Here is a 22,792-nt window from a genome sequence, read left to right as displayed (position 1 = left end):
TTACACAATATAATTAACACTTTAAATTTATGTCAACTAACGCTATATATAAATTTATTTTTTCTATAAAAAAAACTAGAAGCTACTTTATTCACTTCTAGTTTAAAATCTATTTATTTAACATACCTGCTTGAAGTTGGTACATCTTGTAATAATTACCTTTTAATGCTATCAACTCATCGTGTGTTCCAGATTCAATAATTTCACCTTTATCTAACACGTAAATACAGCTAGAATCTTGAATCGTAGATAACCTATGAGCAATTGCTATTGTCGTTCTACCTTTTCTCATCTTTTCAAGAGAATGTTGAATTAACTCTTCTGTTTCAGAGTCGATATTTGCAGTAGCTTCATCAAGAATAAGAATCTTCGGCTTACTTGCTATAGTTCTAGCAAATGTTAGAAGTTGTCTTTCTCCAGATGAGAAAGTTGAACCTCTTTCTGTAACTAAGCTATCATACTTATCTTCTAATTTATCGATAAAGTTATGTGCATCAACAAACTTCGCCGCTTCAATAACATCTTCTCTTGTTAAACTTTCATTATACATCTTAATATTAGACTCTACTGTTCCGTGATATAAAAACGGATCTTGAAGTACTAATCCAACACTGTTTCTTAATTCTTTAGAACTATAATCTTTAATATTAACTCCATCAATTAAGATTTCTCCTCTATCATAATCATAAAATCTTAAGAATAGATTCATAATAGAAGATTTACCAGAACCAGTAGCTCCAACAAACGCTATACTCTCACCATTTTTAACACTAAACGAAATATTTTTAAGAACATCACGTTTACCATCGTAAGAGAAGCTAACATTTTTGAACTCGATATCACCACGTGAAATTTTATGATCACTATCTTTTTGCTCTGGCTCATATTCTTCATTGTCTATTAGTGTGAAAACACGTCCTGCAGAGATTATAGAAGTTTGAAGAATTGAGAAGTTTTGCATAAGTTCAATTAATGGGTTGAACAGCTGATTCGTATATTGAATAAATGCATATATTATCCCAGCTGTAAAACCAGCACTTTCAAAACTTAGCCCAAAATACATTACGATAACACCATATGCTAATACTTTAAATAACGCCATAGCTGGTCTTAATAATAAACTATCAACCTTTAATGATTTAGTGTAATAACGAAGGTGTTCATTATTAACCTCTCCAAATTCATCAATTAGGCGTTTTTCCTGATTAAACGCTTGGATTATCTTCATACCCTCTATAGATTCAGATAATTTAGTATTCATTTCACTAATTTTCGCACGAGAAATTTCTACTAATCTACTAGAAAGTTTCTGGTATAAGTATACCGAACCAACCATTACAGGAATAAAAAGTATCATGTAGATTGTTAATTGCCAACTTAAAGCAATCATCGCAGAAAGTGTTACTACAAACATAAGGATAGTATTTAGAAAACTTGAGAAAATTGTTCCAAACATATCCGCAACAGCTTGTGTATCATTAGTTAATCTCGATACGACAGAACCTACAGGAGTCTTATCAAAGTAAGACATACCTAATTTTTGCAAGTTAGCAAAACTATCATTTCGCAAATCTCTAACTATACTGTGAGCTACTTTTGCGAAGTAATATTCACCTAAAAATGTAAACACAACTCTTAGAATAAATAATCCAAAATAAATTATTAATATATATAATCCAGCTTTAGCAATATTTTTTGTAATATAATTATCAATATAATATTGTGCTAAAAGAGGAATTGCTGTTGCAACTATCGAAGTCATTAATATAAATAATAGTGCTAAAATCGATAATCCTTTATAGCGCAACATATAGCGCATTAATCTAAAAAACGTCTTACTTTTCGACATTTTCACTTCCTCCTTTCAAGCTTTCTTCCATCTGTTGACTTTCATAAGTCTCTTTATACCAACCGTTATTGGCGATAAGTTCATCATGAGTTCCTTTTTCAATAATCGTATTATCACCTAAAACAATTATTAAATCAGCTTCCACTACTGCAGAAAGTCTATGTGCAGTAATGATATTAGTTTGACCACTACGTTGTTCTTTCAAGTTCTCTAAAATCACGTGTTCAGTCTTAGCATCAACTGCAGATAATGAATCATCAAGTATTAAAATCTCAGGATTAATAATTAAAGCACGACTCATTGCTAAACGTTGTTTTTGACCACCTGAAAGACTAACACCTTTCTCACCGACAATCGTATCAAACTTCTCTGGCATCGCCATAATATCATCATACAAACCACAAATTTTAGTAATTTCTTCTACCTTCTTATCATCAATTAAAGGATTAGCAAAACGGATATTCTCTTTAATCGACATTGCAAATAGTACCTGATCTTGAGGTACATAACCGATAAGTTTTCTAAGATCACTAATACTATATTCAGCAATGTCCCTATTGTTAAGCATGATATTACCAGATTTAATATTAAACTCTCTTAATAATAGCCTTAATAATGTAGTTTTACCTGCTCCAGTAACCCCTACGATACCCAGTGTTTGACCTTTTTCAATAGTAAACTTAATATCTCTTAGGACACTCTTACCTTCTTCAAATTCGAAGTTGTTGATATTATATTCAAGTCTACCATTTTCAGCTTTGATATTACTATCTAAGTTAGTATTTACCTCATTAGCTTCCGCTAATAAACTCTCAATACGTTTATAAGATACTTCACCACGTTGTGATATATTGTATAACCAACCAATGGCTTGAAGCGGCCACACTAACATATCAAGATAAGTCACGAAAGTAACTAACTCACCAACAGATAAATCACCATTGGAGATAAAAATACCACCGAAGACAAGAGTAAGTGTATAAGATAATCCAACGAAGATTAATACCATTGGATTAAATAATGAGTTATACTTAGCAGCTATAACATTCTTACCAAATACTTTATTATTAACTTCTCTAAAACTCTTAATTTCATCATTACCATAACCAAATGATTTTGTAACCTTTATCCCAGAGGCACTTTCTTGAACCTTGTTATTTAAATCTGAAAAAGATTCTTGAGCTGCCTCAAAACTCTCATAGTTTTTATCCCCGATATAATTAGTAGCATACGCTAAAAAGGGTAAAGGAATAATAGCTATTAAAGTTAGCTTGAAATCAATTAAAAATATCATCGTAAATAATGTCACTAAAGCTGTAATACTCGCATCAACGGCTGACATTACTCCTACACCAGCAACCATTACTACTGAGTTTATATCATTCGTTGCATGCGCCATTAAGTCACCCGTACGATATTTTCGGAAAAATGATGGAGACATCTTAGTAAAGTGTTCAAATAATCTTGATCTTAAAATTCTTCCTAAGTTATATGCCGCTCCAAAAATATAAACACGCCAAACATAACGAAGTACGTACATCGCAAGTGCAGCTAATACAAGATAACCAACATTTAAGAATAACTCTCCATTAGTTAAATTTCCAGCCTCAATTTTATCAATAACAGTCCCAATAACTTTCGGTGGAATTAAGTTAAAAATACTTACTAAGATAAGGGCAACTATCCCAATAAGATAACGTCTTTTTTCTAACTTCATAAACCAAGCTAATTTTCTAAATAAATACATCTACACATCACCTAACCTTTCTCCTAATTTTGAAAATACTTCTCCGATTTTACCATTAATTACTAAGTCAGCTGTACTATCTTGTGGAGTAGACGATTTATTAATAACAACTAATTGTTTTCCTCTAAAATAATGTAAGAGATTTGCTGCTGGATAAACACTTAATGAAGTTCCACCGATAATCAGCACATCAGCTCTTTCAATAAAGTTAATCGCAGTATTAAATACTGTCATATCTAATTCTTCTTCATATAAAGTAACATATGGTTTTATAATTCCACCACATTTATCACAACTCGGTATTTCTTCAGTTTTAGCTAAGAAATCTTCTAAATTGTAAAAACTTTTACACTTAGTACAATAGTTAGCATCAACACTTCCATGAAGTTTCAAAACATTTTTACTGCCTGCTTGTTCATGTAAAGTATCAATATTTTGTGTAATTACCGCTTTAAGTTTTCCTTGTTTTTCTAAATCAGCTAAATAAAAATGAGCTCTATTCGGTTTAGCATCCGGATATACTAAATGTTTTTTGTAAAAATCAAAGAAATCTACGGGATACTTCACAAACATAGTTCTAGAGACGAGTTGTTCAGGTGTAAAATGTCGATTTAGTTTAACACTAAACACACCATTCGCACTTCGAAAATCTGGTATATCAGATTCAGTAGAAACACCTGCTCCACCAAAAAAGACAATATTATCATTTGACTCTATTATTTCTCTTAGTTTCTCTATATTATTCATAATACTTACCTCCTTATAAAATATTATAAAAGCCATGAAAAGAAGGAAACCCTTATATAAGTCTCCTTCTTTCAATTAACTACTAATTAGTTTCTTTATCTTTTTGAGCTTTTAACTCTTTAATACGTTGTTTACGCTCTTCTATACGAGCTTTTTTCTCTTCACGAGATGCACTCTTAACAGGTCCACGAGCGATATGTTCTTTGCTATCGTTAGTTACAAGGTTAGTTGGTTCTTGTTTCATTTCGATTTCTTCATGACGTTCTACTCTAATACGCATTAAGTTAGTAACAACTTCTACCTGAATATCGTCGATCATATCCTCGAACATTTGGTAACCTTCTGTTTTGTATTCACGAAGTGGATCAATTTGTCCATAAGAACGAAGGAAAATCCCTTTTCTAAGTTGATCCATTTGGTCGATGTGATCAGTCCATCTATCATCGATAGCGTTAAGAAGAATGTATTTCTCGAATGAATTCATAGTTTCATCACCAAGTAACTCACGCTTCTCAGCTAACTCAAGATTAATTCTGTGTAATACAAGCTCACGAATTTCATCATCAGACATAACATCTGAGTATTCACTTTCAGTAATAGGTTTTTGACCTAAGAACTTCTCATTAAGTGATTTGATGATTTCTTCAGTTTCTTCTTTTTCACTGTGTGCTTCTAAGTTTTCAGTGATAAATGCCATAGTTTTATCTACTGCTTCACCAATCATCTCTTGAATAATATCAGTAACTACATCATTTTCTAACACTTCATTTCTTTCAGCATACATGATTTCACGTTGTTTACGTAATACATCATCATATTGAAGTACTTGTTTACGTGAGTCGTAGTTATTACCTTCAACACGTTTTTGAGCACTTTCAACAGATCTACTTACCATTCTACTTTCAAGCGGTGTATCTACATCTTTACCCATGATTTTTTGTAATCTATCAGCTCCGAAACGAACCATAAGTTCATCTTCTAGAGATAGATAGAATCTACTGTAACCTGGATCTCCTTGACGTCCTGAACGACCACGTAATTGGTTGTCAATACGACGAGATTCGTGACGTTCTGTACCGATAACGGCAAGACCACCTAATTCACGAACACCTTCTCCAAGTTTAATATCCGTACCACGACCAGCCATGTTAGTCGCGATAGTTACTGAACCACGTTGTCCAGCTTGTTTAATAATTTCAGCTTCACTTTCATTTTGCTTAGCATTAAGTACTTTATGAGGAACACCGTATTTGTATAATAATTTAGATACTAATTCACTCGTTTCGATAGAAACAGTACCTAAAAGAACTGGTTGTCCTTTGTCATAACGTTCTTTAACTTCTTGAGCTACTGCATTAAACTTAGCTTCCATATTTGAGTAAATGAAGTCTGGTGCATCAATCCTTTGGATTGGTCTATTCGTAGGAATTGTAGTTACAAACATGTTATAAATGTTTCTAAATTCTTCTTCCTCTGTTTTACCAGTACCTGTCATACCACTAAGTTTTTTATACATTCTGAAGAAGTTTTGGAATGTAATAGTCGCCATTGTTTTACTTTCTTTTTGAATCGGCACACCTTCTTTAGCTTCAATAGCTTGGTGTAAACCTTCAGAGAAACGACGACCAGGCATTGTACGACCTGTAAATTGGTCAACGATTAAAATTTCTCCATCTTCAGCAACTACGTAGTCAACATCTAGTGCCATTGTATAGTTAGCTTTTAATGCTTGGTTAATGTGGTGAGTTAAATCAACATTTTTTAGATCATAAAGATTTTTTAATCCAAAGTAACTTTCCGCTTTATCAATACCATTTTCAGAAAGTTGGATAGCTTTAGTTTTAATATCTAAAGTATAATCTCCATCACTTCCATCTTCTTCCTCTGCTTTTTTCAGAGTTTTAACGAAAGCATTTGCTACTTGGTATAATGAAGTTGATTCTTGACCTTCACCAGAGATAATAAGTGGTGTACGTGCTTCATCGATAAGTACTGAGTCAACCTCATCGATGACAGCATAATTTAATGGACGTTGAACACGTGCTTCAACTGTTTTAACCATGTTATCTCTTAAGTAGTCAAATCCTAACTCGTTATTCGTTGAGTATGTAATATCAGCATTATATGCTGCTCTTTTCTCTTCAGAGTTTAAAGAGTTTAAGTTAAGACCCACAGAAAGTCCCATGTAGTTATAGAAAACTCCCATCTCTTGAGCGTCACGTTGAGATAAGTATTCGTTAACTGTAACAACGTGTACACCTTCACCTGCTAATGCGTTTAAGTATACTGGCATTGTCGCAGTAAGAGTTTTACCTTCCCCTGTTCTCATCTCCGCGATATCCCCACGGTGAAGTGCGATACCACCCATGATTTGAACTTTATATGGTTTCATTCCTAGAGAACGTAGTGCACCCTCACGAGCTGCAGCGAACGCATCTACTAAAATTTTATCTAATATATCCGGTGTATCTTTACCTTTTTCTTTTTGTTCTTGAATATAAGCTTTAAATTCTTCTGTTTTATTTACTAATTCTTCATCGCTAAGATTTGAATATTCTTCATCTTTAGCTAATACTTTATCAGCTAATTTTGATAAGCTTTTTACTTCTCTCTTATTAGCATCAAATATTTTTCCTAAAATAGCCATTAACATTTTCCTTCCGACATATTTTTCTATTAAATGATTTTATAATCATATTATAATTCATCTCTTAATTATAACATTCATTTATCTTTAAAGCAACCACAATAACACGATTTTAAGTTGATATTAACTACGTTATTTATTCAACTAATAAAGCTAAATGAATTTATATATTTTTTGATTTTAAAGTAAAATATAATAGAATAGACTCTAAAATTTGATTATATAATAATCTCATTTTAAAGCCATTCTATCCGCATATTATTATTTAAATCATTACAGTTTTAACATTATTAATCATCGCCAATAAATCATTCGAAATTTTATGGAAATAAATGCTATTGCTTACCAACAATTTAGATAATTGGTTAACCGTCGTTGGCATTTTCTCTAATATCTCATCTCTCATAACCTCAGTCATTAGAGAAGATGAAGTGACTCCTAATTTTTCAGATTTTCTCTCCAAATACTTTTTCAATACATCTTTGAATTCGGATATCGATATTTTCGAACCATTTAATTCACTTTTTACATTCTTTAATACATTTTTCTCAGCAATTTTTTCTAATGCTTTTTTCTCATTGATATTTTTTTCTAATAATAATCTAAGTTCATACTCTTCCCATTTCACTGTATCCTCTTCTATATAATCATTATTTTTTATATCAGGATTAATTAAACTATTCTTTATCTTCTCAATCTCTTCCTCAGTATATATTTCTTTTAAATCTTTTTCTTTTTCTCTAATAAGACTATTTAAACGATCTAGATTAATTACATCAATTCCTCTTAATGCATCCTTGTCTTCTATTTCTATTCCAGTTTCCTCATTCGCATAAACTACTATAGGATGCATCTCTTTAATTTCTACTCCCAAATCTAATTGTTCTAAAATCATTTTTTGTCGTTCAATTTGATTCAAAACACTAAAAGTTCTATTCTTCTTACCTTCGTTTATAAGATAAAAACTCCCTGTTTTATCAATTTTAACATTAAACTTAGTATTTTTACATTCAATTAAATACATAGCTTTCTTAGTTAATATAACAAAGTCAATCTGGCACTGAAATTCACCAATATTAATAGAGATATCTTTAAATATGTGCATAGGATAAAAACTATACTTCAGCTCATCTAGTACTTTATTTTCACCAATTTCACCTATTTTATATAGTAAAATTTGATAGTTAATAGCATTGTTTTTTAAGGGTGAAGTCTCTGTTTTTTGCTTCTCCATTAGTTTTCTAACACTATAGTTCAACATATCATTCGCTCTAAAAATTTCTATTCTTTCACCATTAGGCAAAGCAACATATTCTGTTTTTTTACTACTTATAATATCATTTATCTCTTTCAAAGTATCATCTATTACATAATCTTTATTTGTACTATCCTCGTCCAATAACAATTCTCGAGATAGTTTATCCTCGTTACAAGAGTCACCACCATCATTAATAATTTTAATATTCTTTAAAAATATACCTTCATTTTTCAACTGATTGTTGGTCATATTTTTATAAAAAGGTCCCTTAATTTCAAAACTACAACAATGTTTACAAAAACGATAATCTCCCCAAATAAAGTCCACCCAATCTAAAGAAGGTTTATTATTAGATTTTTTCAATGTTCTACAGGATACTTCATGTATCAAACCGCTCTCCATCTTACAAAAAGCACTAACTTCACTTCTACGTTCAAAATAAACTACAAGTCTTTCGAAAATTTGATAAAATATATCTACTGCATATCTAGGAACGCCCAAGTTATTTTTATCATACTCAATTTCAAATAGCTTCAATACTTTTTTCATAGAATATTTAACAGGATTATTACCATTTGTTAATCCAACTTTTATAAGTTTAGATTGAATAAATTCAAATTTATAATCACTAAGAAAAGAAAAATATTTATCTATTAATTCTTTCTTCTCCTTATACCAAACAAAAACTTTAACATCTATTTCTGATGGTATATTCTTAAAATAACTTTCCAGAGTATCCTCTAAATCGAACAAATATTCCCCAGATTCCATCTTTCGATGAAAATTTTTATCTTCTATGACTTCGAATCTATCAGTTATATTTATTCTTTTTAATGAAACAGAAACAACTTTCGTTACGTCTGTTTCTACGATATCTAACAAAACAATATTTTTATCCATTCTCATTCATCCTTCTCGTTTATCTGTATTTCTTTAATAACACCTCTACTTTCTCCACATACAATTCTCGTACATTTTGAGGCGCTAATATTTCAATATCACTACATAAAGAGAAAATCCAACCTAAGAAATGACTACTACACATCACTTCAACAGAAGTTTGATAAACATCATCCTTTTTATGAATAATAATATCTTTACCGAATCTATCGACGATTGCTCCAATTAACGATTCTTTAAACTCCAAAGTCACCTTTTCTAAAGTTCCACCATACATACCGAAGATCTTCTTCGAATAACTCGATATATCTTCTTTTTGGAAATTATCATGACCTACTCTATCACTTTCAGCAATCACAACATTTCTCATCTTATCAACACGATAATTCTTTATTAAATCTGTCTTAGCATCATAAGCAACCATATAATAATTCTCATCATTCCATACTAGAGCGAATGGACTCACATTATAAACTTCACCATTTTTTCTGTCTATCATCTGCTTCTTATGATTCCATTGCCAATAATTAAAATCAATTTGCTTATTTTCTGCAATTGCATTATGAATAGCATCGACATTATAATAAATATTTTCGTTTATATATTTATTCTCTTCGAAAGAATATACCTGTCTTTGTATTTTTTGTGCTTGTTTTTTGCTCGCTAATTTCTTAAGTTTTAAGATTAGATCGCGTGATTTTTTCGCTGTCAGAAACTTACTAGCCTGTATAACATCGATTAACATTTTAACCTCTGCAAGCTCAAATTCTCTTTCTACTAAAGCATAGGTATTTTCACGACCACTCTTTCCAACTACGATATTAAATCCATAATCTTGTAGTAATTCTATATCTTTATACAGAGTTTTTCTCTCTACAATTATTTCTTTTTTCAAGAGTAAAGAAGTTATTTCTTTTACACTCAAATAAGTATTTTCATCGCTATAGTCTCTCAATATCTCTAACAAGTACAATAGCTTTAATTTTTGATATCTTCCTTTTTCCATAAATTTTGCTCCTTATATACACTTATGTATATAATAACAACTATTTACGAATTTTTCTATCATTTTTATGATTATTTTCATCTCTTTTTAGCACTTCTGCAATTACAGAACCACTAGTAACGAAACATACTTTAACAAAGAATTTATCTCCTACTTTATCGTAGATTCTACCTGCACTTTTAGTACCTTTTGCGACAGTTCTGCAAGAATTCCCTACATAACCAACTTTGCCAAAAGTTATCATCATAACTTTTATAGCTTCTTCGTCATAATCATTGTCAAATTCTTTCTCACAACTTATAACATCCCCTACTTTAAAAACTTTAGCTCCAAAATAATATTCCATCCCTGTTATTGTAATATAATCTTTTTCCATTTTAAATCACCTCTTCGTTTTGTGATTTAATTATAACAAGCTATCTGTCCATTTTTTTGGACTCATAATATAAAATTATAAAAAAAATAGAACTTAGATTAAATTTAACCTAAGTTCTATGTATAAGTTATTCTATTATTTGTTTAAGATGCTAGCACAACGTGGGCATAAACCTTCTTCGTTTACTTCATCAACGATGTTCCAACAACGTTCACAACGGTGTCCTTCAGCTTTAGTTACTTTAACAGTAGCAAGATCATAAGCTACACCATCGTTTTCTTTAACAGCTACTTTACTTACGATGAAGAATTGGTTTAAGTTAGCAACAGAGTTTAATAACTCAACTACTTCTGCATCATTACTGTATACTTCAACAGCAGCTTCTAGAGATTTACCGATAACTTTTTCATTACGGCTTTCTTCTAATGCTTTATTCACATCATCACGAACTTCTAGAAGTTTATCCCATTTAGCTTCTAAAGCAGCGTCTTTGATTACATTTTTAACTGGGAAGTCAGTTAAGTGAACAGACTCAGCATCTTCGTATGGCATATTATCATATACTTCTTCAGCTGTGAATGAAAGAATTGGAGCAAGTAATCTAACAGATTTACTTAATACTGTGTAAAGAACTGTTAACATACTTAAACGTTTGTGAGAATCTTCACCCTCGATGTAAAGGATATCTTTACCGTAGTCAAGGTAGAATGAAGATAATTCAACGTTAAAGAAGTTGATTAGTTCAGTAGTAATACTGTTGAATTGGTAGTTTTCATAGTAATCTAATACTTTCGCTACAACTTTTTCAAATTTTAGAACCATGTATTTGTCTAGTTCTTCAAGATTTTCATAAGCAACTAAATCAGTTTTGTTATTGAAGCTTCCGTTGTATAAGTTACCTAATAAGAAACGGAAAGTATTTCTGATTTTTCTGTATGTTTCAGATACTTGTTTTAAGATATCTTTAGAGATACGAACGTCTTGAGTGTAGTCAACACTTGCAGACCATAGACGGATAATCTCAGCACCTAGTTCTTTACCTACATCGTTAGGAGAAATAACGTTACCTAATGATTTACTCATTTTGTTACCATTACCGTCCATAACGAATCCAGCAGATACTAACTCTTTATATGGAGCTACTCCAGATACCGCTACAGAAGTGATAAGTGAAGAGTTAAACCATCCACGGTATTGGTCACTTCCTTCTAGGTATAAGTCAGCTGGGTAAGTTAAGTCTTCACGGATTGCACAGCATCCTTGGTGAGATGTTCCAGAGTCGAACCATACGTCCATGATGTCCATTTCTTTAGTGAATTCACCGTTTGGACTTCCTGGGTGAGTATATCCTTCTGGTAATAATTCTTTAGCATCTTTGTAGAACCAAACGTTTGATCCTTCTTCTTCGAAGATTTTCGCTACGTGTTCGATTAACTCGATATCAAGAATAGCTTCTCCGTTTTCAGCGTAGAATACAGGAATTGGCACACCCCATACACGTTGACGACTGATTACCCAGTCACCACGGTCACGGATCATGTTATATAATCTTGGTTTACCCCATTCACTGTAGAATTTAGTATTATCTACAGCTTCTAATAATTCAGAACGGAATGCATCAACAGAACAGAACCATTGAGGTGTCGCTCTGAAGATAATTGGTTTTTTACTTCTCCAGTCATGTGGGTATGAGTGAGTAATATCTTCTTGTTTTAATAATGCTCCAGTTTCATCTAAGTGAGCAATAATGTCTTTGTTCGCATCGAATACGAATTTACCAGCGAATTGCCCAGCTTCTTCTGTAAGAACACCTTGGTTATCAACTGGTGATAATACTCCAAGTTTGTATTGTAATTGACCAACAAGATAGTCATCAACCCCGTGTCCAGGTGCTGTATGAACTAAACCAGTCCCTGAATCAAGTGTTACATAATCAGCTAAGATTAATGTAGATGTTCTATCTAAGAATGGGTGTTTACATAGTAAGTATTCTAAATCTTTACCTACTAATACTTCACCAGTTTCGTAGTTTTCCCAACCGAATTTTTCAGCTAAGAACGCTACTCTTTCTTTAGCTACTAAGTAGCTTTCTCCGTTATATTTAACAACTTGATATTCGAAGTCTGGGTGAACAGCGATACCTAAGTTCGCAGGTAATGTCCAAGGAGTAGTTGTCCAGATAACAAACTTAGTTCCTTTTTCAACTGCACCATTTTCACTAACTAGGTCGAAAGCAACATAGATAGATGGTGAAGTGTGGTCGTGGTACTCGATTTCAGCTTCAGCTAAAGCAGACTCTGAAGATGGTGACCAGTAAATAGGTTTTAATCCTTTGTAGATATAACCTTTGTCTACCATTTTACCGAATACACGGATTTGTTCAGCTTCGAATTTTGGATCAAGAGTTAAGTATGGGTTATCCCAATCTCCTAGTACTCCAAGTTTTTTGAAGTCAGCACGTTGCTTATCAACTTGTTTTAATGCATAATCTTTACATTTATTTCTGAATTTGTTAGCTGGCATAGATTTTCTATCAACACCATTGTTTACTAATACTTGCTCGATTGGAAGACCGTGAGTATCCCAACCTGGAACGTATGGTGAAACAAAACCATTCATGTTTTTATATTTAACGATAAAGTCTTTTAAGATTTTGTTTAATGCGTGTCCAATGTGGATGTTACCATTCGCATATGGAGGTCCATCGTGAAGTACATATGAAGGTTTCCCAGCATTTTTTTCTAAAATTTTGTTGTATAAGTCCATTTCTTCCCAGCGTTGTAAGAATTGAGGCTCTTTATTTGGAAGATTTCCACGCATTGGAAACTTCGTATTTGGCATTAATAATGTATCTTTTAATTCTACCATTTTATCTCCTTTCAAAATAAAAAACTCTTAGTAAAAGTTATAGAGGGCGAAATGTATCCACGGTACCACCTCTTTTAACTCCTACCAAGAGCACTTGTTTGTTCTATTTAAAATTATTACACAATAAAGTGATAACTCCTATGCTTCTATAAAACTTTTCACCAACCAGTTTCTCTCTAAAACTCCACATAGATGTCTTGTCTTTATTTACGATATGTTTATTATATTACATTAAGAATAAAGTTTCAAGCATTTTATGTGAATTTAACATAAAATTTTCTGAAAACATTTTTAAATTTATAAAAAGACTTTAGTAAACCAATATGTGAATGAGTTATAAGTAACCTTCTCATTCTTTTATAGAGTTTTCTAAAGTCTTAATATATTTTTTATCCTCTAAAGTAATTTTTTATAGCTGCAGAGCCATATTGTAAGATTTGTTTTTGTGTTAGTGAGGCAGTCACATTAACATTACCACCTGAGACTTCCACATTGTCGATCATAACCGGAACATCTAGTGATTTAATCTTAATTGTATTACCATTCACTCCAACTCCAGTCCCTGTTAGTGCTTCTTTCAAATATTTTTCCAAAGCAAAATCAGGTATAGGCACTTTTCCGATTTTAGCATCTTCTAATACTAAATCTACAGTGTTATTCGCACCTACTACTTTTACATTCGTGTTAATCATTGTATCCCAAAGTCCTAGTTTAACTGGTAACTTAGCTTCAATATGATTACCAACAAGTTTATAACTCCCATTTAGTAATTCTGAATCTTTTTCAACAGCATTTTTAAAGATTGATAAAAATGTATTATTATCAATTTTTAATGATGTAGATACTTTTGAATTAGCATAACTAATATTAGAAAGGAAGTCACCATTCAAATCTTCTAATGTAGTTGAAGCTTGAACATTTGCTAGTTTTTCTGAATTTTTAATGTTATTATCTGGTGTTAAAGCGTATGTTATACCGCCACCAAAAAGAGCTAATACAATCAATAGAGATAGTAATTTTCTAAATACTTTCATTTGAATCTCCTTTTTATTTAACTTTCCTTATAATATAATTATACACTATACAGAAAAAAGTTAAAACAAAGTTAAACAATCCCCTAAATATATACTCTTATTTTAAACTTCTCTATTAATTTTCTAAAATTACTAACTTTTAAATTAGCATAAAATTTTAATCCTCATTCTACTTTAGCTTAATGTTCTATCTATTAAGTGTTGCCACTTGTTTAAAATCAAGCGAAACTTTTGTAACAATCTCATTGTCAACTGATATATATGCACCACTTATTTTTAAAGGTAATGAATTAATAGTAATCACGTTACCTTTAACTTCGGCACTTGTTCCCGTTAATGCATCTTTTAGATATTTTTCTAATATAAAACCAGGAATAGGTAGTTTCCCCATTTTAGCATCTTCTAATGTTAATGTTAAAGTATTACCTTCCCCTGCCACACTAATGTTTGAATAAACTATCGTATCCATTACTCCTAATAATTTAATAGGTAATTTAGCATTAATATGAGACCTTTCTATTTTATAACTACCCTCAAGTAAAGCTGAGTTCTTATCAACAGAATTTTTCAGAAGAGATTGGAACTTGCTATTATCTAGTTTAATTGTAGACGATAAGTTCCTAAACTGCTCAATAGAAATATTTTTTGCTAAATCCTTATTAAAAGAATCTACAGTCGTTGCGGTACTAGCATTATTTAATTTATCTTTACTTTCTATACTTTCATCTGGAGTAAGACCATATATTAACCCTCCACAGATAATTACAATCGACAATACTATTGCTGATAATTTTTTTGATATTTTCAATTTAATATTCCTCCTTCATAAACTTCCTAATAATTATAATTATACGGATTACGAAAGTTAAAGTCAATAATACTTAAAATAATAGACTCTAATAATTTATAAAAAAATTATACATAAAATTATACAATTTCAATTTTTTAAGCTATAATAATTAGTAACCTTTTTAAGTTGCGAATAAAAAAAAGGAGATATTGTTTATGAAAGAAAAAATCAAACTAAAAAATTTCACCATGAACGTCCTTAACGGTATCGCCTTAGGAACTGTACTTTGTTTAGTACCTGGTGCCTTACTTGGTGAATTACTAAAATATATAGGAAAGCTATACCCATCACTTGCGTTTTTATCATTATCAATAACTATTTCCAATGCCATGATAGGATTAGCTTCAGGAATAATCATCGGATTATTCTTTAAATTTACACCTGTACAGAGTGTTTCAATCGGACTAGCTACTCTATTCGCTAGTGGATCAATAATTCCAACACCAGACAAAACAGGCTTAATGTTAAAAGGTTCTGGAGATATCGTAACGATGATTTTCACTGCTGCACTAGCTACAGCCTTCATACTGTTAATTGGCGATAAAGCTAAAAACTATGCGGTAATTATACTACCCCCACTTACATTAGTAATTATCGGTGGTATCGGTAGATTTACCCTTCCATTTTTCTCTGGAATAACAAAATTACTTGGAGATGGAATTAAACATCTACTAACTTTACAACCAATTATCCTTACTATTCTAATTGCTATAATCTTCGCTTGTCTTGTAGTATCACCTATTACATCAGTTGGAGTCGCTCTAGCAATTAATATAGAAGGTATTGCCTCAGGTGCTGCAAACCTTGGTATCTGTGCATGTGGATTTACCCTTGCAATCGCAGGTTGGGCTGTTAACTCTAAAGGAGTTTGTTTCGCACACTTTATCGGTTCACCGAAGATATCTATGGCAAATATTTTTGCTAAACCAAAAATCATGTTACCGGTTCTTTGTAGCGCAGCTGTCTCAGGAGTATTTGCAGCTATTTTAAACATTCAAGGAACTCCAATGAGTGCAGGATTTGGATTTAGCGGCTTGGTAGGACCATTAGCTCACCTTGCTACTACTGATGGTAGTGTACTAGAAATACTAAAAGCTGCGATTGTCTTTGTAGTAATTCCAGTAGTTTCTGGTTTCTTCTTCGTAAAATTATTTACAAAGATTATACCAATTATTAAACCAGAAGATTACAAACTTAACTTATAAAAAATTCGTACGGATGTGACTCAGCAAAATTGATTTCATTAAATCATACTTTTCGAGTCACTCCTTTTTTATTACATGTAATTCATTAAAACCTTGCATAAATTAGTTGCATAACTTATAATTATAAAGTATTAATTTTTAAGATATAAAATATTATCGACATGTTAAAGGAGTAGCTATGCTAGATCTTATTCGAAATAGAAAATTCAATGTTTATAAAACTTTAAATATTGTAAATCCCTTAATCCCTATTGCTACTGATGAAATGTTCTTACGTACAGTATCTAATAGTGATGATTGTATATTACATTTATATACATTACCAAACTCTGCAATAATCGGTGCACCTGATACACGTGTTCCATACTTTGAACAAGCATTATTCGCATTTTATAGAAATAATATAATTCCAGCAGTAAGAAATATTGGTGGTCTTGGAATTATCTCAGACAAAGGAATTCTAAACTTATCTATCGTCATGAACAAGCCAAAAGATAACTTTTCTATTAACGAAGGTTATGAACTTATGACATCATTTATTAAGGCAATTTTCCCAGAAGGTGCCGATAAAATCGAAGCGGTAGAAATTGCAAATTCATACTGCCCAGGAGATTATGACCTTAGTATCGACGGGAAAAAATTTGCAGGAATTGCTCAAAGAAAGATTAAAGAAGCGGTAGTAGTTTCTATCTACATAAGTATTTTCGGTGATCAACAAAAACGTGCAAACATCATGAAAGACTTCTATGAAATTGGAATTGATGATCAAGAAGTAAGATACAAGTATCCAAAAGTTGATCCAGAGTGTATGGAAACTTTAGAAAACCTTCTTAATAAAAAATTCACACTTGAAGATGTTTTTGAAAGAGTGGAAAAAGTACTTTACGGTTTAGACTGTGACCTAGAAAAAGGAGAATACACAGAAGCAATGGTAGAAGAATACAACACAATCTTCGAACAAGCAAAAGAAAGAAACGAAAGTTACTTAGAAGGAAAATAATAAGTTCAGGAATTGTGAAAACTTCGATTTAAAATAATAAATACACAAAAAGCTAGTCAGAAAAATTTCTAACTAGCTTTAATTTTTTCAAAAAAATTTTATAATAAATGTAGAATCACATTGACCCAAAGCCAACTAAATGGCATAACTAGTATCATAGCAGGCACCATATCTACTACTGGAAACATCTTAAGTTTTAAAATTCTAAATCCTGCCGCTACCATTAAGAAACCACCACAAGCTTTAAAATCATTAATCATCTCAGGAGTCGTAAGTGGAACTATTAATCCTGCTGATAAAAATAAAAACGTAAAAATAACAAACTGGGGTGCTGCTATTAGTGAAACAATATAGCCAAGATTACAAGCAAAAATTGCTGCAGTAAAGAAATCTAGAATAGACTTCGTAATAAGTAAACTAGGATCCCCTGTTATACCTTCGCTAAGACTTCCGTAAATTCCCATTCCACTAGAACAAAATAGCACAATAACCGTAATCAATGTAGCTAAAAACTCCGTTTCCGACATAGAAGTATTAGGTTTAGGAACGACTTTTACCATTAGTTTTTGCATTTTTTGACAAGCTCTATAAACTAGATCACCAAGATTAAAAAACAATCCTACCAATGTCCCTATAATGATCGCGAATATTACCGCTGGCATATACTTCATAAGTCCAATAGACGCTATTCCCATTCCCATCGAACAAAGACCGAATATCATATTCAACTGTTCTTTATACTTTTCAGGTAATTTATCTCCCAACACTGCCCCTGCTATACCGCCTAAGAATATAGCAATCGTATTAATAATTATTCCTGTTGGCATTCTATATATCCTTTCCCTTTAAACTTTCTATCATAAACACCCCTACATCAATTATGTGAAGGCGAGTAGTTTTTTCAAGTTCTTTTTTGATATAAGGAAAATGAGTACATCCAAGAACAACTGCTTCTACATTAGTTAATTCGAAATAATTAAACAGTGTCTTAAAGTTGAAATCATCAACTATTTGTTCAGGTTTATTGCCCTCTTCAATCGCCTTAACAAGCTCCAACATCGATAATCCTAATACACGTAGACGCGGATTCGATACATAAAGATTGTTCTCAACACCCGTAAGACCATGAGAGTTCGCCGCCATAACAGCTAGATACTTATACTCAAGTCCTAGATTTCTATACATCTGCATAGGAGTTATAATAGAAATATCCATTATCTCTGCCAATCTATCAAAATCGACAACAGAGCTAAGTGAGTTACAATATACAAAAATCGCCTCACAATTTTTCTCTTTTAGTTCATCAATAATTTTTACAATAATATTTTCACGTTCTTGATCTTCTAAAGCTTGGAACGTAGTTTGTTCTACTGGATTATTAGAAATCGGCACTAAAACAACATCTTCATAACCATATGAATTCAGTAACTCCGCACCTAATTTCGAATCAATTGGCGTTCCAGCCATAACCGCTATTTTCATTCAAATTCCTCCTACAACTTAGCCATTATTTTACAAAATCACACTTAATTATAAACTTCCCTAAGATGTTTAAAATTAATAGCGATTATAATAAATCTATCATCTTCTATTCTTGTTATTAAACGATAATCCCCTATTCTGTATCTCCAATAACCTTTTTTATTGCCTACTAGAGCTTTTCCCTTACCGCGTGGATCATCCGTATTACTCAAATTTTTTTCAATCCAATTAAATAAAATCTTTAAAGTTTGTTTATCTAATTTCTTTAAATCTTTTTTTATCGCTTCATCAAAAACAATTTTGTACATTATAAATCAAACTCTTTCTTTAAATCATCAAACTCTATTAGAGTTACTTCACCTTTCTCCTCACGACTTTCGAAATCTTTTATAAGTTGAAGATCATACTCATCCTCAATCTTCTCAAGTGCAAGTTGCTTAATAGTAGTAGATAGTTTACCGCCGTATAAGCTAGAAATAGAATTAAAAATCTGTTCTTCCTCTTTATTTAGTCTTAATGTTAAAGTAGTCATTCTTTCCACCTTCTTAATGTGTTACTTTTGTAATACAATTATACACCTAAAACTTACAGTAATCAACAATAATCACTTATAATTTAATACAAAAAAAGACCCCAGGATTCCTCCTGAGGTCTATAGTTATTTAAGTGTGACTTAATACTTACGATTTCTAATAAATCGAATTCATCAAATCATTCTCTGTATGGGGGTAAATAAATATATTATTTTATATCTATTTTCAATTGATCATCTACATAGTCTAGGTGAATTTCCATTCCATCTTCAATACCATGACGGATTAATTCAACTGAAAGTTTGTTTTCGATTTGACTTTGGATGAATCGTTTAAGTGGACGAGCACCGAATTTCATATCGAATCCAGCAGTCGCAACCCAGCTAGAAATATTATCAGTATATGTTAAAGTAATATTTCTATTAGCAATACGCGCAACTAGTTCATTAAGAAGTTTATTAGCGATTCCTTTAATATTATCTTGTGTTAATGGTTTGAAGATAATTATATCATCCATACGGTTAAGAATTTCTGGTTTGAAGTATCCGTAAAGTTGGTTAGTAACATTTTTACGAGTTTCTTCAGAAATCACACCATCTTTAACTTCTTCTAATAGTTCTAATGAACCGATGTTAGAAGTCATGATAATTATTGTGTTTTTGAAATCTACTACTACACCTTTAGAATCAGTAAGTGTACCTTCATCAAGAAGTTGAAGTAAGATATTGAACACATCTGGGTGAGCTTTTTCGATTTCGTCCATTAAGATAATGCTGTAAGGATTACGTCTTACACTTTCAGTAAGTTGTCCACCTTCTTCATAACCGATGTATCCTGGAGGGGCACCGATTAAACGGCTAACTGAGTGTTTTTCCATGTATTCACTCATATCGATACGTACGATGTTACGTTCATCATCGAACAAGTTAAGAGCTAATGCTTTAGCAAGCTCAGTTTTACCTACCCCTGTAGGACCTAAGAATAAGAAGCTACCGATTGGTCTGTTAGGATCTGCGATACCAGCACGAGAACGTAAGATTGCGTTAGTTACACTCTCTACAGCTTCATCTTGACCTATTACTTTTTCATGAATAGTATCAGCTAGATGTAATAATTTTTCTTTTTCAGTTTCTACTAGACGAGTTACAGGGATACCAGTCATTTGACTTACGATGAATCCAATCTCATCTTCAGTAACTTCTTGTTTTAGAAGTTTATATTCTTCGTGTTTAGATTTTTCTTCTAATTCTTCTAACTCTTGAGTTAATTTTGGTAAAGTAGAATATTGTAACTCAGATGCTTTTTCTAAATCATAGCTATTTTGAGCTTGCTCTAATTCAACTTTGACTCTGTCAATTTTTTCACGAAGATTTTTAACAGCTGATAATTTTTCTTTTTCGCTATCAACTTGTAATTGAAGTTTATTTTGTTCTTCTTTTAAATTAGCCAACTCTTCTTTTAAGTTTTCTAAACGTCTTTTAGACACATCATCATCTTCACCACTTAGTGCTTTTTCTTCTATTTCAAGTTGCATAACTTTACGATTGATTGTATCTAATTCAGCTGGGTTAGAAGAGTTTTCAGTTTTAATAGTTGCACAAGCTTGGTCGATTAAATCGATAGCTTTGTCCGGTAAGAATCTATCAGTAATATATCTGTTAGATAATTCTGCTGCTTCTACAATCGCACGGTCAGAGATTTTCACACCGTGGTAAACTTCGAATCTTTCTTTAAGACCACGTAGAATTGAAATTGTATCTTCTACAGTAGGCTCATTAACAAGAACTTTTTGGAAACGACGTTCTAATGCAGAGTCTTTTTCGATATATTGGCGATATTCATTAAGAGTAGTAGCACCGATACAGTGTAGTTCACCGCGAGCAAGCATTGGTTTTAAGATGTTACCAGCATCCATTGCTCCATCTGTTTTACCAGCACCAACAAGCATATGAATTTCATCGATGAATAGAATGATTTTTCCATCTTTTTCTTTAACTTCTTTTAATACAGCTTTTAGTCGCTCTTCGAACTCACCACGATATTTAGCTCCTGCAACTAAACTAGTAAGGTCAAGTTCGAATACAGTTTTGTCTTTAAGACTTTCAGGTACATCACCGCGTACAATACGTTGAGCCAGTGCCTCAACAATCGCAGTTTTACCTACCCCAGGTTCCCCTATCAACACTGGATTATTTTTTGTTTTTCTTGATAAAATTCTAATTACATTTCTTATTTCTTCATCACGCCCTATCACAGGATCAATTTTACCACTACGTGCAGCTTCTACAAGATCACGACCATATTTTTCTAAAACTTCGTAGTTGTTTTCTGGATTTTCGTTCATAACTTTTTTACCTCCTCTGATATTATCTATAACCGCTACTAATTCTTTTAACGTAGTCACCTTATCGATATATTTTTTTACTATACTATTTTTCAAATAACTCGCTAGAACAATATGTTCACACGAAATAAATTTATCTTCATATTTCTCTTTATATTTATTAGCTTCTATTAATAAAGCATTCAAATCATTACTTAAGTAGCTAGCGTAATTGATATTATCTCCTTCTACACTATTTACCTTCGCAATCTCGTTATCTAACTCATGAGTTAAATTCACCTTATCAACATTTACTCTTCCTAATATATCACTATATAAATTACTACCAGTAAGAGCCGCTTTTAAGAACATCTCACTCGTAATACTTTGACTTTTTTTCTCAGTTGCTAATTCGGAAGATTTCGCTAAGATTTCTTTCACACTATTAGTAAAACTATTAATATCCATTGTAAATCTCCTTTGATTAAATTATTAGATCAAGAGGTATTATTATTCGTTTACCAGTATCTCTAATACAATTAAGATACTGCCATCAAAAGATACAACTAAATATTTAACAAACTAAAAGGTTTTATGGAGTATTATTTAGTTTTATCTTTTTGACCTTCTTTGACCTTAAATAAATTATAGCATGTTTGACCTTTTTTGACAATAGTTTTTTTGAAAAAATTTAAAAAGAAAAAAAAGGAGTGACTCAAAAATCGTGATTTCGCAGAAATCGATTTTGTCGAGTCACCCTCGCACAGTTTATTAGATATCTAAAAAGCTTTCATAAAGCGATTTTAGATATCAATAAACCACTGCGTCTATGAGTTATAATTTATACTTTTTTAAGTTTAGTATTTTTTCGTCCACCACTTTAAACTATATATTATACTTAATATTATCTTAGAGATATAAATATATATGCTCTACTGGTAACTTTCTCAGAGAGATTCATTTCTGC

General features: G+C 31.7%; 17 protein-coding genes. 2 read left to right on the top strand and 15 right to left on the bottom strand.

Annotated elements, in window-relative coordinates; translation table 11 throughout:
• Positions 1–109: 109 nt before the first annotated feature.
• From O3884_RS03120 to O3884_RS03075, 10 genes are all read right to left on the bottom strand, one after another.
• Entirely contained in the window at positions 110–1,849 is a 1,740-nt protein-coding gene (locus tag O3884_RS03120) for an ABC transporter ATP-binding protein (protein WP_371451580.1), read from the bottom strand.
• Positions 1,836–3,596, bottom strand: coding sequence for an ABC transporter ATP-binding protein (locus tag O3884_RS03115; RefSeq protein ID WP_371451578.1), 1,761 nt, complete (start codon positions 3,594–3,596; stop codon positions 1,836–1,838). The genes O3884_RS03120 and O3884_RS03115 overlap by 14 nt, the downstream gene beginning before the upstream one ends.
• Complete coding sequence (locus O3884_RS03110) at positions 3,597–4,343, bottom strand: NAD-dependent protein deacylase (RefSeq protein WP_371451576.1); 747 nt, start codon at positions 4,341–4,343, stop codon at positions 3,597–3,599.
• Between the two features lie 82 nt (positions 4,344–4,425).
• A complete protein-coding gene (secA, locus tag O3884_RS03105; protein WP_371451574.1) occupies positions 4,426–6,990 on the bottom strand; it encodes a preprotein translocase subunit SecA in 2,565 nt (854 codons plus the stop codon).
• A 265-nt stretch (positions 6,991–7,255) separates the two neighbouring features.
• A complete protein-coding gene (locus O3884_RS03100; protein ID WP_371451572.1) occupies positions 7,256–9,148 on the bottom strand; it encodes a nuclease-related domain-containing protein in 1,893 nt (630 codons plus the stop codon).
• A gap of 19 nt (positions 9,149–9,167) precedes the next feature.
• Positions 9,168–10,154, bottom strand: coding sequence for a helix-turn-helix transcriptional regulator (locus O3884_RS03095; protein ID WP_371451570.1), 987 nt, complete (start codon positions 10,152–10,154; stop codon positions 9,168–9,170).
• A 40-nt stretch (positions 10,155–10,194) separates the two neighbouring features.
• A complete protein-coding gene (locus tag O3884_RS03090; RefSeq protein WP_371451569.1) occupies positions 10,195–10,530 on the bottom strand; it encodes an HIRAN domain-containing protein in 336 nt (111 codons plus the stop codon).
• 135 nt (positions 10,531–10,665) lie between these two features.
• Entirely contained in the window at positions 10,666–13,398 is a 2,733-nt protein-coding gene (gene ileS / locus O3884_RS03085; RefSeq protein WP_371451567.1) for an isoleucine--tRNA ligase, read from the bottom strand.
• A gap of 389 nt (positions 13,399–13,787) precedes the next feature.
• The gene (locus tag O3884_RS03080; RefSeq protein WP_371451565.1) at positions 13,788–14,432 is read right to left on the bottom strand and encodes a hypothetical protein; all 645 of its coding nucleotides are present in this window, start codon (positions 14,430–14,432) and stop codon (positions 13,788–13,790) included.
• A 187-nt stretch (positions 14,433–14,619) separates the two neighbouring features.
• A complete protein-coding gene (locus O3884_RS03075; protein WP_371451564.1) occupies positions 14,620–15,240 on the bottom strand; it encodes a hypothetical protein in 621 nt (206 codons plus the stop codon).
• A 197-nt stretch (positions 15,241–15,437) separates the two neighbouring features.
• Between O3884_RS03075 and O3884_RS03070 the strand changes: the two genes are divergently transcribed.
• The gene (locus tag O3884_RS03070; RefSeq protein WP_371451562.1) at positions 15,438–16,487 is read left to right on the top strand and encodes a PTS sugar transporter subunit IIC; all 1,050 of its coding nucleotides are present in this window, start codon (positions 15,438–15,440) and stop codon (positions 16,485–16,487) included.
• 178 nt (positions 16,488–16,665) lie between these two features.
• The gene (locus tag O3884_RS03065; protein WP_371451560.1) at positions 16,666–17,487 is read left to right on the top strand and encodes a lipoate--protein ligase family protein; all 822 of its coding nucleotides are present in this window, start codon (positions 16,666–16,668) and stop codon (positions 17,485–17,487) included.
• 98 nt (positions 17,488–17,585) lie between these two features.
• On the opposite strand, the gene O3884_RS03060 is transcribed toward O3884_RS03065, so the two are convergent.
• The 5 genes from O3884_RS03060 to clpB all read right to left on the bottom strand — a co-directional run bounded on the left by O3884_RS03060 (position 17,586) and on the right by clpB (position 22,293).
• On the bottom strand, positions 17,586–18,314 hold the full coding sequence (locus tag O3884_RS03060; RefSeq protein ID WP_371451558.1) for a DUF554 domain-containing protein: 729 nt from the start codon (positions 18,312–18,314) through the stop codon (positions 17,586–17,588).
• 1 nt (position 18,315) lies between these two features.
• Complete coding sequence (locus tag O3884_RS03055) at positions 18,316–18,969, bottom strand: glutamate racemase (protein WP_371451556.1); 654 nt, start codon at positions 18,967–18,969, stop codon at positions 18,316–18,318.
• Positions 18,970–19,013: 44 nt separating this feature from the next.
• Positions 19,014–19,277, bottom strand: a complete 264-nt coding sequence (locus O3884_RS03050) for a type II toxin-antitoxin system RelE family toxin (RefSeq protein ID WP_371451554.1) — start codon at positions 19,275–19,277, stop codon at positions 19,014–19,016.
• Entirely contained in the window at positions 19,277–19,501 is a 225-nt protein-coding gene (relB, locus tag O3884_RS03045) for a type II toxin-antitoxin system RelB family antitoxin (RefSeq protein WP_371451552.1), read from the bottom strand. The genes O3884_RS03050 and relB overlap by 1 nt, the downstream gene beginning before the upstream one ends.
• 209 nt (positions 19,502–19,710) lie before the next feature.
• The gene (gene clpB / locus O3884_RS03040; protein WP_371451550.1) at positions 19,711–22,293 is read right to left on the bottom strand and encodes an ATP-dependent chaperone ClpB; all 2,583 of its coding nucleotides are present in this window, start codon (positions 22,291–22,293) and stop codon (positions 19,711–19,713) included.
• Positions 22,294–22,792: the final 499 nt, after the last annotated feature.

It is taken from the genome of Gemella sp. 20925_1_85, assembly GCF_041433735.1.
Classification (GTDB): domain Bacteria; phylum Bacillota; class Bacilli; order Staphylococcales; family Gemellaceae; genus Gemella.
The sequence above is the reverse complement of the archived record's forward strand: the minus strand, read 5'-3'. Positions and strand labels throughout refer to the sequence as shown.

What these genes read in the sequence shown, in the direction of transcription:
- O3884_RS03120 (WP_371451580.1), bottom strand. Translation starts at nt 1,849, where the DNA reads ATGTCGAAAAGTAAGACGTTTTTTAGATTAATGCGCTATATGTTGCGC.
- O3884_RS03115 (WP_371451578.1), bottom strand. Translation starts at nt 3,596, where the DNA reads ATGTATTTATTTAGAAAATTAGCTTGGTTTATGAAGTTAGAAAAAAGA.
- O3884_RS03110 (WP_371451576.1), bottom strand. Translation starts at nt 4,343, where the DNA reads ATGAATAATATAGAGAAACTAAGAGAAATAATAGAGTCAAATGATAAT.
- secA (WP_371451574.1), bottom strand. Translation starts at nt 6,990, where the DNA reads ATGGCTATTTTAGGAAAAATATTTGATGCTAATAAGAGAGAAGTAAAA.
- O3884_RS03100 (WP_371451572.1), bottom strand. Translation starts at nt 9,148, where the DNA reads ATGGATAAAAATATTGTTTTGTTAGATATCGTAGAAACAGACGTAACG.
- O3884_RS03095 (WP_371451570.1), bottom strand. Translation starts at nt 10,154, where the DNA reads ATGGAAAAAGGAAGATATCAAAAATTAAAGCTATTGTACTTGTTAGAG.
- O3884_RS03090 (WP_371451569.1), bottom strand. Translation starts at nt 10,530, where the DNA reads ATGGAAAAAGATTATATTACAATAACAGGGATGGAATATTATTTTGGA.
- ileS (WP_371451567.1), bottom strand. Translation starts at nt 13,398, where the DNA reads ATGGTAGAATTAAAAGATACATTATTAATGCCAAATACGAAGTTTCCA.
- O3884_RS03080 (WP_371451565.1), bottom strand. Translation starts at nt 14,432, where the DNA reads ATGAAAGTATTTAGAAAATTACTATCTCTATTGATTGTATTAGCTCTT.
- O3884_RS03070 (WP_371451562.1), top strand. Translation starts at nt 15,438, where the DNA reads ATGAAAGAAAAAATCAAACTAAAAAATTTCACCATGAACGTCCTTAAC.
- O3884_RS03065 (WP_371451560.1), top strand. Translation starts at nt 16,666, where the DNA reads ATGCTAGATCTTATTCGAAATAGAAAATTCAATGTTTATAAAACTTTA.
- O3884_RS03060 (WP_371451558.1), bottom strand. Translation starts at nt 18,314, where the DNA reads ATGCCAACAGGAATAATTATTAATACGATTGCTATATTCTTAGGCGGT.
- O3884_RS03055 (WP_371451556.1), bottom strand. Translation starts at nt 18,969, where the DNA reads ATGAAAATAGCGGTTATGGCTGGAACGCCAATTGATTCGAAATTAGGT.
- O3884_RS03050 (WP_371451554.1), bottom strand. Translation starts at nt 19,277, where the DNA reads ATGTACAAAATTGTTTTTGATGAAGCGATAAAAAAAGATTTAAAGAAA.
- relB (WP_371451552.1), bottom strand. Translation starts at nt 19,501, where the DNA reads ATGACTACTTTAACATTAAGACTAAATAAAGAGGAAGAACAGATTTTT.
- clpB (WP_371451550.1), bottom strand. Translation starts at nt 22,293, where the DNA reads ATGGATATTAATAGTTTTACTAATAGTGTGAAAGAAATCTTAGCGAAA.